15 protein-coding genes and 1 pseudogene are annotated in these 14,208 nt (G+C 58.4%); 2 read left to right on the top strand and 14 right to left on the bottom strand.

The window, feature by feature from the left end; all coding sequences use genetic code 11:
• Window positions 1-92: 92 nt before the first annotated feature.
• The 4 genes and pseudogenes from BCS37_RS09840 to BCS37_RS09825 form a co-directional block, all read right to left on the bottom strand.
• Window positions 93-962, bottom strand: coding sequence for a CoB--CoM heterodisulfide reductase iron-sulfur subunit B family protein (locus tag BCS37_RS09840; protein WP_069181265.1), 870 nt, complete (start codon window positions 960-962; stop codon window positions 93-95).
• Window positions 959-1,810: pseudogene (locus BCS37_RS09835) on the bottom strand (succinate dehydrogenase/fumarate reductase iron-sulfur subunit); the annotation flags it as partial. The gene BCS37_RS09840 and the pseudogene BCS37_RS09835, both read right to left, overlap by 4 nt.
• The gene (locus BCS37_RS09830) at window positions 1,732-2,850 is read right to left on the bottom strand and encodes an FAD-binding protein (protein ID WP_237142752.1); all 1,119 of its coding nucleotides are present in this window, start codon (window positions 2,848-2,850) and stop codon (window positions 1,732-1,734) included. The gene BCS37_RS09830 and the pseudogene BCS37_RS09835, both read right to left, overlap by 79 nt.
• Before the next feature lie 188 nt (window positions 2,851-3,038).
• On the bottom strand, window positions 3,039-3,422 hold the full coding sequence (locus tag BCS37_RS09825; RefSeq protein WP_069181264.1) for a GtrA family protein: 384 nt from the start codon (window positions 3,420-3,422) through the stop codon (window positions 3,039-3,041).
• 81 nt (window positions 3,423-3,503) lie between these two features.
• Here BCS37_RS09825 and BCS37_RS09820 point away from each other — a divergent pair, with 81 nt between their 5' ends.
• Window positions 3,504-4,544 carry an FAD:protein FMN transferase gene (locus tag BCS37_RS09820; protein ID WP_069181263.1) on the top strand — a complete coding sequence of 347 codons (1,041 nt, stop codon included), beginning with the start codon at window positions 3,504-3,506 and terminating at the stop codon, window positions 4,542-4,544.
• A 55-nt stretch (window positions 4,545-4,599) separates the two neighbouring features.
• On the opposite strand, the gene BCS37_RS09815 is transcribed toward BCS37_RS09820, so the two are convergent.
• From BCS37_RS09815 to BCS37_RS09790, 6 genes are all read right to left on the bottom strand, one after another.
• On the bottom strand, window positions 4,600-5,244 hold the full coding sequence (locus BCS37_RS09815; protein WP_069181262.1) for a CBS domain-containing protein: 645 nt from the start codon (window positions 5,242-5,244) through the stop codon (window positions 4,600-4,602).
• Between the two features lie 105 nt (window positions 5,245-5,349).
• Window positions 5,350-6,087, bottom strand: coding sequence for an ABC transporter ATP-binding protein (locus BCS37_RS09810; RefSeq protein ID WP_069181261.1), 738 nt, complete (start codon window positions 6,085-6,087; stop codon window positions 5,350-5,352).
• Window position 6,088: 1 nt separating this feature from the next.
• Complete coding sequence (locus BCS37_RS09805; RefSeq protein WP_069181260.1) at window positions 6,089-6,859, bottom strand: ABC transporter ATP-binding protein; 771 nt, start codon at window positions 6,857-6,859, stop codon at window positions 6,089-6,091.
• Complete coding sequence (locus BCS37_RS09800) at window positions 6,859-7,809, bottom strand: branched-chain amino acid ABC transporter permease (protein ID WP_069181259.1); 951 nt, start codon at window positions 7,807-7,809, stop codon at window positions 6,859-6,861. The genes BCS37_RS09805 and BCS37_RS09800 overlap by 1 nt, the downstream gene beginning before the upstream one ends.
• 12 nt (window positions 7,810-7,821) lie before the next feature.
• The gene (locus BCS37_RS09795; RefSeq protein ID WP_069181258.1) at window positions 7,822-8,706 is read right to left on the bottom strand and encodes a branched-chain amino acid ABC transporter permease; all 885 of its coding nucleotides are present in this window, start codon (window positions 8,704-8,706) and stop codon (window positions 7,822-7,824) included.
• Window positions 8,707-8,778: 72 nt separating this feature from the next.
• The gene (locus tag BCS37_RS09790) at window positions 8,779-9,951 is read right to left on the bottom strand and encodes an ABC transporter substrate-binding protein (RefSeq protein WP_069181257.1); all 1,173 of its coding nucleotides are present in this window, start codon (window positions 9,949-9,951) and stop codon (window positions 8,779-8,781) included.
• 157 nt (window positions 9,952-10,108) lie between these two features.
• Here BCS37_RS09790 and BCS37_RS09785 point away from each other — a divergent pair, with 157 nt between their 5' ends.
• Complete coding sequence (locus BCS37_RS09785) at window positions 10,109-11,368, top strand: diaminopimelate decarboxylase family protein (RefSeq protein WP_069181256.1); 1,260 nt, start codon at window positions 10,109-10,111, stop codon at window positions 11,366-11,368.
• Window positions 11,369-11,415: 47 nt separating this feature from the next.
• On the opposite strand, the gene BCS37_RS09780 is transcribed toward BCS37_RS09785, so the two are convergent.
• From BCS37_RS09780 to BCS37_RS09765, 4 genes are all read right to left on the bottom strand, one after another.
• A complete protein-coding gene (locus tag BCS37_RS09780) occupies window positions 11,416-11,985 on the bottom strand; it encodes a YSC84-related protein (RefSeq protein ID WP_069181255.1) in 570 nt (189 codons plus the stop codon).
• Window positions 11,986-12,145: 160 nt separating this feature from the next.
• Complete coding sequence (locus BCS37_RS09775; RefSeq protein ID WP_069181254.1) at window positions 12,146-13,537, bottom strand: GntP family permease; 1,392 nt, start codon at window positions 13,535-13,537, stop codon at window positions 12,146-12,148.
• A gap of 189 nt (window positions 13,538-13,726) precedes the next feature.
• Window positions 13,727-13,963: a glutaredoxin domain-containing protein gene (locus BCS37_RS09770; protein ID WP_069181253.1), complete on the bottom strand. Its 237-nt coding sequence runs from the start codon at window positions 13,961-13,963 to the stop codon at window positions 13,727-13,729.
• A 12-nt stretch (window positions 13,964-13,975) separates the two neighbouring features.
• A complete protein-coding gene (locus tag BCS37_RS09765) occupies window positions 13,976-14,206 on the bottom strand; it encodes a glutaredoxin family protein (RefSeq protein WP_006693054.1) in 231 nt (76 codons plus the stop codon).
• Window positions 14,207-14,208: the final 2 nt, after the last annotated feature.

Here is a 14,208-nt window from a genome sequence, read left to right as displayed (position 1 = left end):
TGAAGTCCGTCAGATTGGCGCAGATTTTTTGTCCGAACGAGGCGGAAAAAAAGATACGTCAAGATAGCACTGTTGAATTTATCAGTGCTTCCCTAGCTGCCAATCTTCAATTTTTCGCGCGCAGAAACGTGACGGTTAAATCCAACTTCGTCCCGTGTCATGCCCAGCGCGAGCCCGACAAGCTGCTGCAGGTGGAGGACAGGCATCTCGGTCTGAGATTTTACCGCCTCACGTCCCTCGGGGCCGTACATATCAAGCTGCATCTGGCAGAGGGGGCAGGGGGTGGCAATGAGATCGGCACCCGCGCGGTCGGCGCTTGCGGCAATCTGTCCCGTGACGGTCAGTACGTCGTGCTCTGCCGTAAACTGTGCGTGGAAGCCACAGCACTTGCGTCCCGCGTCGAACCAGACGGGCTCCGCACCGAGGCGGCGCACGAGCCGCTCGAATGACTCGGGATAGTCGCCGCTCTCGTGATTCATGACGGGCGCAGGGCGCAGGATGTGGCAGCCGTAGTAGCAAGCGACCTGCGTGCCCTTCAGCTCATTTGTGACCTTGCCGTCGAGGACCTCCGGATGTTCGTCGAGCACCCAGAGGAAATGGGTGATCTCACTTGTTCCCTGATACTCGTACGGATGTCCCGCTTTCTTTAGGATCGAGTTGACCTTCTCCTTGAGCGCTGCGTCATGGTCGAGCCGATACTTTGCCGTGCGCAGCTGCAAGGTGCAGGTGTTGCAGACGGTCAGGATCGGCATCTCCATGTGCTCGGCAATGGAGATGCTGCGTGCGTTGACGGCGAGCGCGGCGAGGTCGTTCACGCCCTGTGCGTGCGAGGCACCGCAGCACGTCCAGTTCGGAATCTCCGTGATCTCGATGTCCAGTTTTGCACAGACCTCTTTGAGTGAGGTATATGCCTCAGCTGCCGCTCCATCGAGGACACAGCCCGGAAATAATGCGTACTTCATGACTTTGCCTCCTCCTTGTCCGCCTGTTCCGCTGCCTTGACGATCGCCGCAATGGTCTTGATCTCAGGGTTCACGGGATGGCTTGCAAGCGGATCCATCTTGCCCGTATTCATGAGACGCAGCGCCATCGGCAGACGCAGGGCAGACATGAAGTAGCCTTCGGACTTGATGTTGAGCTTCGACTCGTCGAGTGTGCCGGATTCGGAGATGTCGTCATAGATTGCCTTTGCGTGGCGTGCACCGACGTTGTCGTCCAGATGGTGACGGAACGTCTCCTCCTTCAGTTTTTCGATCGCACCCGCAGGATCGAGCCCCTTCGGGCACTTCGCCGTGCATTCCTGACAGTTGAAGCAGCGCCAGAGGCCCGCGTCGAGCACCGCCTTCAGATGTTCGGCGGGTGTCTTGCTGCGCGAATCGGCAACGAGCTTTTCCGCCTTGACAAAGGCGAACGGATCAAGAAAGTCGTCTGCGTTCAGCGTGTTCTTATTGCACTCCGAGACGCAGGAGCCGCAGAGGATGCAGCCTGCGTACTTCTTGTACTTGTTGAAGTCCTCGGGCGACTGCAGGCAGCCGGTCTCGGGTGTGAACTCGTCCTTCGGGTGCAGTGTGGGCTTTACCTTCTTGATGCGTGCGTACTTCGGATCCCAGTCTACGACGAGATCGCGGATGACGCTGAAGTTGCCGAGCGGCTCGATGGTCAGCTCTTCGGCCTGGTAGCGTGCGAGGAGATCCTCGACAAGCACTTCGCAGGAGAGTTCGGCGTTGCCGTTCACGCGGACGGCACATGCGCCGCAGATGCTTGAGCGGCACGCACTCGTGAAGGAGAGCGTCGGATCGAGGTTCTCCTTGTGAAGTCGAGGTAGACACCTGCGGTCAGCCCCTCGCCGATGCCGCGCCCCTCCTCGATCTCGGTCGCGATTGCACGCGCCACAATGTCGCGTGTTGCAAGTTCCATTTTCTCGGGGGCATAGCGCGCCATAAAGCGCTCGCCGTTCTTGTTGATGAGGAGCGCCCCCTCGGAGCGGCTGGACTCGGAGAGGAGCACGCCGTTAGCGGAGAGCCCCGTCGGATGGAACTGTACCATTTCGGGATCCTTGAACGGGACGCCTGCGTTCATGCCTGCGACGATGCCGTCGCCCGTCGAACTGTACGGGTTGGAGGTACGCACCCAGTAGGCGCGTCCGTAGCCGCCCGTTGCGATGAGGACGGTCTTGAATGGGATGCCGATGAGATCGCCCGAGCGCATATCCATCGCGATCACGCCTGCAAGTTTGTCTGCGTCTGTCATTGCGATCTCGAGCATCTGGCACTCGGAGATGAAGTCTACGTCATGCGCAAGGCACTGCTCGAAGAGCGCGTGCACCATCGCGTGCCCTGCACGATCCTCGAAGTAGGACGCGCGTGCGTGGGAGGATCCGCCCATCTTGCGCTGATGGAAATGTCCGTCCTTCTGGCGGTTGTAGGGATAGCCCATGTAGTCCATCTCATAGATGGTCTTGCCCGCGTTCTCTGCAAAGTATTCGACGGCATCCTGATCGCAGAGGTAGTCCCCGCCTTTGATCGTGTCAAACGTGTGCGACTCGACGCTGTCCTTGTCGTCCGTGACTCCTGTGACACCGTTCATGCCTCCCTGTGCCATCGTCGATGCCGAGCGCGTGGGCATGAGCTTCGACATGACGGCGACCTTCAGATTCCTGTCCTTCGCTGCTGCAAGTGCCGCACGCATCCCGGCACCCCCACTGCCGATGATGAGCACATCGTAGGTCACGTCGCCGCGCCGTACCTGTGCGGGAATGTTCTGGTTCCCGCAGCCGAGGTAGGCGCCGGACATGAGCACTACGCCTGCTGCCGCCGTACCTTTGATGAAGGTGCGGCGTGAGATTTCCATTGCCATAGCTTTCGTCTCCCTTTTTCCTGATACATAGAATTTATCTCAACTATTGATAAAAACTATGTAGTTATTTTCGTCTTTATAGGTCGAAAATCCTGCAGTTTTGCGGAGAAAAATGTACATGAAAAAATCTCCCATTCGCGATGGGAGGCTTGAAGTCCATGTGTGAAGTTGTTAGAATGGATTCATCTGCCGAGGACGGCGCGGCGTTTGAGGATGTAGTTCCACACCATGACGATGCCGGCGGCGATCAGCTTTGCGATCATGTAGTAGATGTGGGCGAAGTCGACGAGCAGCCACATGAGAAGCTGATTGAGTCCGAGTCCTGCGAGGCTCGAGCCGAAGAAGAGGATCTTCGCACGCTGTGTCTGGGCGTTTGCCCCGCGAAAGACGCAGACAAGGCAGAGCCAGTAGTTGACGAAGACGGAGATCGTAAAGGAGATGCCCGCTGAGAGCAGGTAGTGGAATCCTGCGTACTCGGTGAGGATGTAGAGCAGGCTGTAGTCAAGCACGAAACATGCGCCGCCGACGAGGACGAAGCGGGCGATTTCATAAAGTCTGGGTGACATGGAATACCTCGCGTCAGATGAAGCATTTTTTGCGGCGCAGGGCGTAGTGCCGCGTCGTTTCCCTAATTGAAAGGAATGGATATGATAGAAAGATTCTTCACGTTGTATAAAATTCCTGCTGCGGTTCTTTTCTGCGCAACCCTCCTCCTCGGCGGGTGCGGGGGGGATGTGACGGCGGAGGAGACAAAGCTGGTGATGGGGACGGTGGCGCGGCTCACGGTGCGTGCGGATGAGATTACGTCGCAGGCGGCACTGCGCGACGGGCTTGCTGTGCTCGCGCAGACGGAGCGCGACGCGGACGGCACCGCGCTCGCTGCTGTTGAAGCTGCGGCGGGGACGGGAGAGTGGCGGGAGATCCCGCCCGAGCTCTATGAGACGCTGACGCTCGCGCAGGAGATTGCGCGCAGCTCGCACGGGGCGTTCGATGTGACAGCAGGTGCACTGACGGAACTTTGGGAGCGTGCGCGTGCGGAGAAGCTGTTGCCGTCCGCCGAGGCGGTTGCAGCGGCGCGTGCACGCGTCGGTTATAAGTTGCTCGAACTGCGCACGCGCGAGGAGAACGGTCAAACGAAATATGAGGCGAGACTCATGAAAGCGGGCATGCAGTTCGACCGCGGGGCACTCATCAAGGGGCATGCTCTCGACGGTATCGCGCGCAGCTGGCAGGATGCCGGGATCACAAACGCGCTTGCCGATCTCGGCACGAGTTCGATGCTCGGTATGGGTGTGAACGAGGCGGGGGAGCCGTGGCAGATCGGGATCCGCAATCCGCGCGGCGAGAGAGCGGGGGACATGATCGCCGTCCTTCCGCTCTCGGATGAAGTCCTCTCGGTCTCGGGAGATGATGAGCGTTACTTTATATACGAGGGGAGGCGCTATCATCACCTCATTGACCCGCGTACGGGCTATCCTGCAGATACGGGGCTCTCCTCCGTGGCGGTGACACTGCCGCTCGCGGCGGATGATTCAGCAGGCTGGGAGGGGAATATGGGGATGCTCTCGGATATGCTCTCGACGGCAGTTTTTGTGCTCGGTGCAGAGGAGGGGCGGAAGCTGCTTGCGGATGTTCCGGCTGCCCTCGTCATTCTCATCGGAACAGACGGGAAGGTCATCGGAGAGTGAAAAACGCATGCAAAAACGCTGCCGCTTCACTTGCGGCAGCGTTTTTATGCGGAGTTCAACCGATCTGGATGACGTGGCTGACGGTGAATCCCTTTCCACGGAGGCGATCCTTGACGATATCCACGTCGTCGATGTCGGCGCGGATGATGATCTGGTAGGCGCCGTTTGGCTGCGGAAGCGTGACCATGCTGTCGATGCTGATGTCGAGATCGGCGAGGACGGTTGCGATGTCGCGCAGGACGCCCGTGCGGTCGGCAACGTCGATCGTGAGGCGTGTCTTGCCGCTGTCGAGGCCCATGACGGCGATAAAGGCGCGGAAGATGTCTGTCGAAGAGATGATGCCAACAAGTTTGCCGACTGCAGAAAGGACGGGCATACCGCCGATTTTCTCGCGCGTCATGATGAGCGCGGCCTCTTCGATCGTCATGGTGTCGGTGACAGTGATGACGTTCTTCTGCATGACATCGGCGACCTTGATCTTTGAGAGCAGGGTGCGCACTTCGTAGCGATCGAGTGTGGTTGCCGCAGACGGTGAGGCGCGCAGGAGATCGCGGTTTGTGAAAAAGCCGACGAGCTTTCCGTGCTCCACGACGGGGAGACGGCGGAAATGCCCCTTGTTCATGAGCTTTTCTGCCTCGTCGATCCCTGCGTCGGGGGAAATGGTGACGGGGTTCTTGGTCATACAGTTGGCAACAAACATAGGTGTTTCCTCCTTGCCAATGGGAATGCGAAATATCTTTCTCTAAATATTCGCGTTATAGGTCGCGTTTTCCTTCTTTTTGTAAGGACATCGCGCCTTACACTGTCATCCGCCCAGATACGCCTTCCGCACATCCTCACTTGCCGCCAGCTCCTTCGCTGCACCGGAGAGTGTGATGCGGCCGGTCTCGAGGACGTATGCGCGGTTTGCAATGGAGAGTGCCATGTTCGCGTTCTGTTCGACGAGCAGGATGGTTGTGCCCGTCTTGTTGATGTCAACGATAATGGAAAAAATCTCCTTGATGAGGAGCGGTGCAAGCCCCATCGACGGCTCGTCGAGGAGCAGGAGGCGCGGGCGGCTCATGAGTGCGCGCCCCATTGCGAGCATCTGCTGCTCGCCGCCCGAGAGCGTGCCCGCCTGCTGCGAGATGCGTTCCTTCAGGCGCGGGAAGCGCGTAAAGACCATCTCCATATCGGCGGCGATGCCGTCCTTGTCACTGCGTGTGAACGCACCGAGCTCGAGGTTCTCGAGCACCGTCATCTCGGCAAAGATGCGCCGTCCCTCGGGCACCTGCGATAGCCCCATGCGCACAATCTCATGTGCGCCCGTGCCCGCGATGCTCTTTCCTTCGAATTCGATGCTGCCGCTCTTCGGCGTGATCAGCCCCGAGATTGTGCGCAGGGTCGTGGACTTGCCCGCGCCGTTTGCGCCGATGAGGGTGACGATCTCTCCTTCGTTTACTTCAAGGGACAGTCCTTTAAGCGCATGGATTGCACCGTAGTAGACCTCCAGATCCGAGATGCGGAGCATGGGGGCTTTTTTCGTGTTTGTTTCGTTTGCCATCTTACTCCTCCGCTCCCAGATATGCACGGATGACCTCGGGATTCGAGCGAATCTCCTCGGGAGTGCCGTTCGCGATGATTGCGCCGTATTCGAGCACGTAGATGCGCTCGCAGATACCCATGACGAGTGCCATATCGTGCTCGATGAGGAGAATCGTGATGCCGAACTCCTTCTTGACCCAGCGGATCATCTCCATGAGTTCGAGTGTCTCCTGCGGGTTCATGCCCGCTGCCGGTTCATCGAGGAGCAGGAGACTCGGCTGTGCCGCGAGGGCACGCGCGATCTCGAGCCGCCGCTGTGCGCCGTAGGGCAGGTTCTTCGCCTTCTCCTCTGCCGTGTCCGCGAGGTGGAAGATCTCGAGCAGACGGTACGCCTCCTCCTCGAGTTTCTTCTCTTCCTCCCAGTAGCTTCCGAGGCGCAGAACGGACGCGACGAGACCGTAGTTCATGTGGCAGTGGTACGCGATCTTTACGTTGTCGAGCACGGAGAGCTCGCCGAAGAGGCGGATGTTCTGGAACGTGCGCGCAATGCCGCGCTCCGTGATCTGGTACGGGGCGAGCCCGACGATGCTCTTGCCTTTGAACAGAATCTCGCCCGTTGTCGGCTGATAGACGCCCGTGAAGAGGTTGAACGCCGTCGTCTTGCCCGCGCCGTTCGGTCCGATCAGCCCAAGCAGTTCACCGTTCTTGATGTGGACGTTGAAATCGACGATCGCCTTGAGCCCGCCAAAGACCATCGAGACATCGGTCGCCGTGAGTAAATCCTTTGCCATTATGCCTCGCCTCCCTTCTTAAAGAAGCGGCGCAGAGGCTGCATCGCCGTCACCTCGACATAGCCGAAGAGCCCCTGCGGGCGGTAGAACATGAGCAGGATCAGAGCGAGTGCATAGATGATCATCCGCGCGTTCGGGAAGCTCGCGAGCGCCGCTGAGAGGAAAGTGACAACGAGCGCACCCGCAATCGAGCCCGTCATCGAGCCGAGACCGCCCATGACGACCATGATGAGGATGTTGAACGACTGCATGAATGTGAATGAGGCGGGGCTGAGGATGTACATATTGTGGCCGAAGAGTACGCCTGCAACACCCGCAAAGAATGCGCCGATGGTGAATGCGAGTACCTTGTACACCGTCGTGTTCACGCCCATCGACTCTGCCGCAATCTCGTTCTCACGGATCGCGAGACACGCGCGTCCGTGGCGCGAGTTGACAAAATTCTTGATGATGAAGAGCGTGGCGAGCATCAGGAAGAACACCCATGTAAAATCGGTGTGGTGAGGAATGCCCTTGAAGCCTGCCGCGCCGCCGACATACGGCACGTTGATGATCACAATGCGGACGATCTCGCCGAGACCGAGTGTCGCAATCGCGAGGTAGTCGCCGCGCAGCCGCAGGGTCGGCAGCCCGATGAGTGCACCGAGGAGCCCCGCTGTCACACCGCCCGCAAGGAGAGCGACGGGGAATGCCATCTGAAAGTTCGTCGTGAGCACGACGCCGACGTATGCCCCGACTGCCATGAAGCCCGCGTGCCCGAGCGAGAACTGTCCCGTATAGCCGTTGATCAGATTGAGGCTCGCTGCGAGGATGATGTTGATCCCCGCGAAGATGAGGTTCAGCTGCCAGAAGGCGTTCAGCATGCCTGCATTCGTCAGCCCCATGATAATGCCGTAAATCACCAGGGCGAAGACGAGCATTTTTAGGTCATTTTTCTGCAATGAGTTCATCTGCGCCCCTCCTTAGACTTTTTCCTTGACATTCTTGCCGAAGATTCCCGCAGGCTTTATGAGCAGAACGAGAATCAGGATGGCAAATGCCGCCGCATCGCGGAACATCGAAAAGCCGAATCCCGAAATAAACGCCTCGACGATGCCGAGGACGAGCCCGCCGACGACCGCGCCCGGCAGAATGCCGATGCCGCCGAACACGGCCGCGACAAATGCCTTGATGCCGGGCATCAGCCCCATCAGCGGGTCGATCGAGTTGTAGTAGATGCCGATGAGTACGCCTGCGACTGCTGCGAGCGCCGAGCCGATGGCGAACGTGATCGAGATGATGCGGTTCGCGTTGATGCCCATAAGCTGCGCTGCCTCCGTATCGTAGGACGCGGCACGCATCGCCTTTCCGATCTTCGTACTGCGTACAATGTAGGTCAGAATCAGCATCAGGACGAATGTCACACCCATGATGAGGAGCTGCTGGCCGCTGATGATCAGTCCCGCAAATTCGAGCGAGATGTCACTGATCGTCGCGGGGAAGGTGCGCGGTGTGGGGGATACGATCGCCATCATCACGTATTCGAGCAGGAACGATACGCCGATTGCCGTGATGAGGACGGAGATGCGCGGCGCGTGGCGCAGCGGGCGATAGGCGAAGCGCTCGACAATGACACCGAGCAGCGATGTGACCGCCATCGAGATGAGAATTGCCGGGAGCGTGGGGATACCAAGCGTGATCGCATAGAAGCCGAGGTATGCGCCGACCATGTAGATGTCGCCGTGTGCGAAGTTGATGAGCTTGATGATGCCGTAGATCATCGTATAGCCAAGAGCGATCAGCGCGTAGATACTGCCGAGTGAGATGCCGTTGATGAGCTGCTGCAGAATCTGGTGCAGGAACTCCATAGAATGACCTCCTCATGTGATAAAAAAGAGCCGCAGGACTGCGGCTCTTTGAGAATGCGTCAGCCGGATGTATTACATGCTCGGCATAATCTTTGCGACGACAACGCGGTCGCCGTCCTTGTTTTCGAGAATAACCGCCTGCTTGATCGGGTTGTGCTGTGCATCCATCGTGATCGTGCCCGTGCCGACGACGAGATCCTTCGTCTCCTCGATCGCCTTGCGCAGCGCCTCCGGATCATCGGAACCTGCGCGCTTCAGCGCATCGACGAGCAGCTTGCCTGCATCATAGCCGAGTGCGGCGAAGACGTTCGGCGCGTGGTTGTACTCCTTCTGGAACGCGTCGATAAAGGGGCGAACCGATTCGTCTTTATCGGAGTAGTGCGTGCTGAAATACGTGTTGTTGAGAGCCGCCGCACCCGCGAGCTCTGCGACCTTCGGATCGTCCCAGCCGTCTGTACCGATGATGGGGGCGGTGATGCCGATCTCGCGCGCCTGCTTGACGATCTTGCCGACCTCTTCATAGTAGGCAGGGACGAAGATGACATCCGCATTCGCTGCGCGCAGACGCGTGAGCGTCGCCTTAAAGTCCTGATCCTTTGCGAGGAAGCCCTCGGTCATGACGACCTGACCGCCGCCCGCCGTAAAGACCTTCTGGAAGACCTCAGCGAGGCTCTTGGAGTAGTCCGTCGAGTTGTCGATGTAGACGACCGCCGTCTTTGCCTTTAGGGTTTCGAGCGCGAACTTCGCCATGACATCGCCCTGCTGCGGGTCGATGAAGCAGCTGCGGAAGATCCACGGCTTTACCTTGCCGCCCTCCACCGTCACGTCAACTGCTGTTGCATCCGGCGCGATGACGGGCACTTTGTTGTCTGTCGCCACCTGCGACTCTGCAATGACATTGCCCGTCGTCGCAGGACCGACGATCGCGCGGACGTGATCGTCGGAGATCAGCTTCGTTGCCGCGTTGACCGACTCTGCCGCCTCGGACTTGTTGTCCGCCTCGACGAGCACGATCTTCTTGCCGTTAATGCCGCCGGCGTCGTTTGCTTCCTTGATCGCAAGCTTCAGACCTTCGAGCGTCGACATGCCGTAGTTCGCCGTGTTGCCCGTCATCTCAAAGTTTGCGCCGATGCGGATCTCATCCGACTTCGCCGTGTCGCCGCCGCAGCCTGCAAGCGTCGAGCCGAGCAGTGCCGTGCCGACCAGAGCGGCAGCAAGGCGCAGCGCCTTTCCTCTGAATATCATGAAGATACCCCCTTATCTAGTTCCCCATTGCTGAATTGATGAAAATAAAAAGATAGCCTCCATTATAGGCGAGCGTGTGCCGTTCGTCAAGGGATACATTATTGACAGGAAGAAATTTTCGTTGTTATAATGAACCATCTATTTGAGGGAGGACCATATGAACGAAAAAAACTTTCCGCTCAGCAGGGAACAGACTCTGGCGCTGATCGAGAGATACCCGACCCCGTTCCACATCTACGACGAGGCGAAGATCCGCACGAATTTCCGCCGCCTGAGGGATGCCTTCACATGGGCGCCGAGCTTCCGCGAGCATTTTGCGGTCAAGGCACTGCCGAACCCGCGCATCGTGCAGATCCTCCATGAGGAGGGCGCCGGCACGGACTGCAGCAGCATCGCCGAGCTCATCATCTCCGAGGCGGCGGGGGTCACGGGCGAGGAGATCATGCTCACGTCGAACGATACGCCGTATGATGAGTTTCAAAAGGCGATCGCCCTCGGTGCCGTGATCAATCTCGACGATCTCAGCCATCTCGATTACATGGCAAAGAATGCGGGGCTGCCCAAGGTGCTGTCGTTTCGCTACAATCCCGGCGATCTCATCGAGGGCAACGATATCATCGGCAAGCCGATGGAGGCGAAATACGGCCTCACGCGCCCGCAGATGTTCGAGGCGTATCGCCGCGCGCGTGAGATGGGCGTGCAGCGCTTCGGCCTGCATACAATGGTCATTTCCGCCGAGCGGCGTACGGAGGCGTTTCTTCTCACTGCCCGCATCATGTTTGAACTCGCGGCTGAGCTGAAGGAGCGGCTCGGCATCCACATCGAGTTCATCAACCTCGGCGGCGGCTTCGGCATCCCGTACCGTCCGGAGGAAAGCCCTGTGGACTACGCCGCGGTCGGCACAGGTATTGAGCTCCTCTATCATGAGATCATGTGCCCCGCGGGGCTCGGAGATGTCGGCATCCGCACGGAGAGCGGGCGTGCCATGACGGGTGATGCGGGCTGGCTTGTCTCTGCCGTCCTCCACGAGAAGGACACGTACAAGCACTACATCGGTCTCGACTCCTGCATGGCGAACCTCATGCGCCCTGCGCTCTACGGCGCGTATCACCACATCACCGTGCTCGGCAAGGAGAGCGCACCTGCTGACCATGTCTATGACGTCACAGGCTCGCTCTGCGAGAACAATGACAAATTTGCCATCGACCGAGTCCTGCCGAAGATCGACATCGGTGACATCCTCATTATCCACGATACGGGCGCGCACGGCAGCGCAATGGGCTTCAACTACAACGGCAAGCTCTGGTGCGCAGAGCTCCTCCTGCGTACGGACGGCAGTGTCGAGCTCATCCGCCGCGCCCAGACCCTCGACGACTACTTTGCGACGCTGAAATACGAAGGTTCGCTGATGAAATAAAAAATGGGAGCAGTCCAACACATGGATGCTCCCATTTTTTGCAGAATCTACGAATTGAGTTTTCGGTTTGGATAGATGCTGAGCCCTTTGATTGCAGCACCGACCGCAAGTCCCTTTGTTGTGACCTGATAGACCCAGATGTCCTTGCCGACGATATCCGCGCCCTCAATCGCACCGCCGGAATAGCCGTCCGTCGCGGAGGCCTCCGCCGCACCGCCGACTTTGAACTTGCCCGAGATGAACGAGTCCCATGCACGCTCTGAGCCGAAGACGAAAATGAGATCGTATTCCTTTACGCCTATTCCGATGCCAAGCTGATATGCTTCCATCTTCATATAGACGCGCGCGCCCGTCGCTTTGTTCACGGCAAGACCTCGGCCGTGCGCACCGCCGAGGAGCCCCAGCTGTGAACCGGTCGCACTGATCGTGGCGTAGCCGTAGCAGTTCTCGAGCACCTCGTGCGCATTCGGTGTGAGCGCATAGAGATTGTCGAGTGCCTGCACTTGGAGTTCATTGATTTCCGCGCGCTGCTGGTTTGCACTTTTTGCAAATGCCGTGACAGAGAGCGCGAGGAGCAGGGTGAGCGTGAGAATAATCAGCCGTGTTGAGAATTTCATTGTGACCTCCTTGCTGTATTGCGGAAGAAATGAACTTTACTTTATTTTACGGCTTTTTGCTGCAGGTGGCAAGAAAAAGATAGATTGGAATATGGGAACGCCCGCATAAGAAAAAGAGCATTGCTCAGCGCAATGCTCTTTTGTGTGTTTCCGTGAAATATCAGCGCAGAACCATGCTCAGCAGAGCGATTTCTACGATTGCGGCAATGCCGAGCACGAGGGTACCCATCGTCTGAACGCGGTAGCCCTGATCCGGGGTGAGACCGCTGAACTCCGAGACCACCCAGAAATACGAATCGTTTGCGTGCGAGACGGTCATTGCACCAGCGCCGATCGCCATGCAGGCGAGCGTTGCCTGAATCGGCGTGTCAAAGCCGAGCACGGTGAGCAGCGGCGCGATGATGCCCGCCGTCGTAATCATTGCAACGGTCGAGGATCCCTGTGCGGTCTTCAGGACAGCCGAGAGCAGGAACGGGAAGAAGATGCCCATGCTGCCGAATATATCGGCGTGCGCCGTGATATACCGAACCATATCCGAGACTGCAATCACCTTGCCGAGCACACCGCCCGCTGCCGTGATGAAGAGGATGGGGCCGACCGCCGTCAGACTGCTGTTGCAGACGGAGTAGAACTCCTCCGAGCGGCCCACGGAGAAGAGCTGGAGCGTAGCAAGCGCCATGCCGACCGCAAGCGCGATGATCGGGGTGCCGAGGAAGCGCAGGAGCTCGGGAACGAACCCCGTCAGCCCCAGCATTACAATCACGGAGGACAGTGCCATCAGCGAGATCGGGATCATGATCGGGGCGAGTGTGCTGAATGCCGAGGGGAGTTTGCCGTAGGAGGCGATGAGATCATTGTAGATCTTTGTGACCTCCTCGGGATCGACCTCATCCTTCGACTTCACCCTCGTACCGATCCAGCGCGCGAAGAAATAGCCTGCGATCAGCGGGAAGATCGAGCAGAGCAGTCCCAGTCCAATGACCTGCAGCAGATAGTCGCCGATACCGAGCGTGCTCGCTGCTGCGATCGGCCCCGGTGTCGGCGGGATGAAGACGTGTGAGATGAAAAGTCCAGAGCTGAGGGCAAAGGTCATGGAGACGGCAGAGACCGCCGTGCGGCGTACAAGCGCCTTGCGGATCGGGTCGAGGATGACGAAGCCCGAGTCGCAGAAGACGGGGATCGAGACCACCCAGCCCATGAGCTGCACGGCGATGACGGGGTTGTCCTTGCCCACGAGGCGAATCATCATATCCGCGAGCTTCAGGGCACCGCCCGTCTTTTCGAGGATCGTGCCGATCATCGCACCGAGGATGATGACAATGCCGATGCTCGTAAATGTTCCCGAGAATCCCTGCCCGATGACCGTCGCCAGACCGTACTGCACCGTACCGTCTGCGAGCTTGTGGTCGATGAGCGGAATGCCGGCGGCAAGCCCCAGTACGAGGGCGACCAGCATGATCGAGATGAACGGGTGAATGCGCAGCTTTGAGATCATGACGATCATAATGACAATTGCCACCCAAAAGGCGAAGATAAGCGGTAATCCGGTCATATCAAAACCTCCTTGCATTGGGGCACAATCATCATTTCTGTGCCCAGACAAAAGAAACGTCCTTGCACTGTTATTTTAATCCGATTCAAAAATTTTGGCAAGCAGGAACGCGAAAAAAACGGGCGCAAAATTCTGCGCCCGAAACAATATTTTAGAAAACGCTGAATTTATCCGTGTTTTCTTTGTTCACTATGCCGTGATTCCGAGAATCCTGTCCAGCTTCTCGCGGTCATAGCTGAGTGCGAAGTCCACGCCGTCAGCCGTGGTGACGGGGACGATCGTATCGCCCGAGAGACGGCGGCACTCCTCACGCGCAGCCTCATCCTGCTCGATGTTGAACTCCTCGTAGGGAATGCCGCGATATTTGAGATACTTCTTGACCTTGACGCACCACGGGCAGACCGTGATGGAGTAGACCTTGACCATAGCCGGCCTCCTTTAGATGCCGAGGAGGCGGTCAATGGCGGGCTGATCGAAACCGCGCACATACTCGCCGCTGTCCGCGAGGATGACGGGGCACGCGGCCTCGCCCGTGAGCTTTACGAGATCGTCGTAGGCGGCGGGCTCCTTCTCAATGTCGCGCACCGTGTAGGCGACACCCTTCTTGTCGAGATACTTCTTTGCCTTCGTGCACCATGGGCACGCATCGAACGAAAAAACTTGAATCATGG

The sequence above is a fragment of the Selenomonas sp. oral taxon 920 genome, assembly GCF_001717585.1.
Classification (GTDB): domain Bacteria; phylum Bacillota; class Negativicutes; order Selenomonadales; family Selenomonadaceae; genus Centipeda.
Note: the sequence above shows the minus strand (reverse complement) of the source record. Positions and strands in the feature narration are given on the sequence as shown.

Excerpts from the sequence above, each read along its gene's own strand:
- BCS37_RS09790 (WP_069181257.1), bottom strand. The coding sequence starts at position 9,951 with ATGATATTCAGAGGAAAGGCGCTGCGCCTTGCTGCCGCTCTGGTCGGC.
- BCS37_RS09810 (WP_069181261.1), bottom strand. The coding sequence starts at position 6,087 with ATGGCAAACGAAACAAACACGAAAAAAGCCCCCATGCTCCGCATCTCG.
- BCS37_RS09765 (WP_006693054.1), bottom strand. The coding sequence starts at position 14,206 with ATGATTCAAGTTTTTTCGTTCGATGCGTGCCCATGGTGCACGAAGGCA.
- BCS37_RS09785 (WP_069181256.1), top strand. The coding sequence starts at position 10,109 with ATGAACGAAAAAAACTTTCCGCTCAGCAGGGAACAGACTCTGGCGCTG.
- BCS37_RS09775 (WP_069181254.1), bottom strand. The coding sequence starts at position 13,537 with ATGACCGGATTACCGCTTATCTTCGCCTTTTGGGTGGCAATTGTCATT.
- BCS37_RS09795 (WP_069181258.1), bottom strand. The coding sequence starts at position 8,706 with ATGGAGTTCCTGCACCAGATTCTGCAGCAGCTCATCAACGGCATCTCA.
- BCS37_RS09825 (WP_069181264.1), bottom strand. The coding sequence starts at position 3,422 with ATGTCACCCAGACTTTATGAAATCGCCCGCTTCGTCCTCGTCGGCGGC.
- BCS37_RS09815 (WP_069181262.1), bottom strand. The coding sequence starts at position 5,244 with ATGTTTGTTGCCAACTGTATGACCAAGAACCCCGTCACCATTTCCCCC.
- BCS37_RS09780 (WP_069181255.1), bottom strand. The coding sequence starts at position 11,985 with ATGAAATTCTCAACACGGCTGATTATTCTCACGCTCACCCTGCTCCTC.
- BCS37_RS09840 (WP_069181265.1), bottom strand. The coding sequence starts at position 962 with ATGAAGTACGCATTATTTCCGGGCTGTGTCCTCGATGGAGCGGCAGCT.
- BCS37_RS09805 (WP_069181260.1), bottom strand. The coding sequence starts at position 6,859 with ATGGCAAAGGATTTACTCACGGCGACCGATGTCTCGATGGTCTTTGGC.
- BCS37_RS09800 (WP_069181259.1), bottom strand. The coding sequence starts at position 7,809 with ATGAACTCATTGCAGAAAAATGACCTAAAAATGCTCGTCTTCGCCCTG.
- BCS37_RS09830 (WP_237142752.1), bottom strand. The coding sequence starts at position 2,850 with ATGGAAATCTCACGCCGCACCTTCATCAAAGGTACGGCGGCAGCAGGC.
- BCS37_RS09770 (WP_069181253.1), bottom strand. The coding sequence starts at position 13,963 with ATGGTCAAGGTCTACTCCATCACGGTCTGCCCGTGGTGCGTCAAGGTC.
- BCS37_RS09820 (WP_069181263.1), top strand. The coding sequence starts at position 3,504 with ATGATAGAAAGATTCTTCACGTTGTATAAAATTCCTGCTGCGGTTCTT.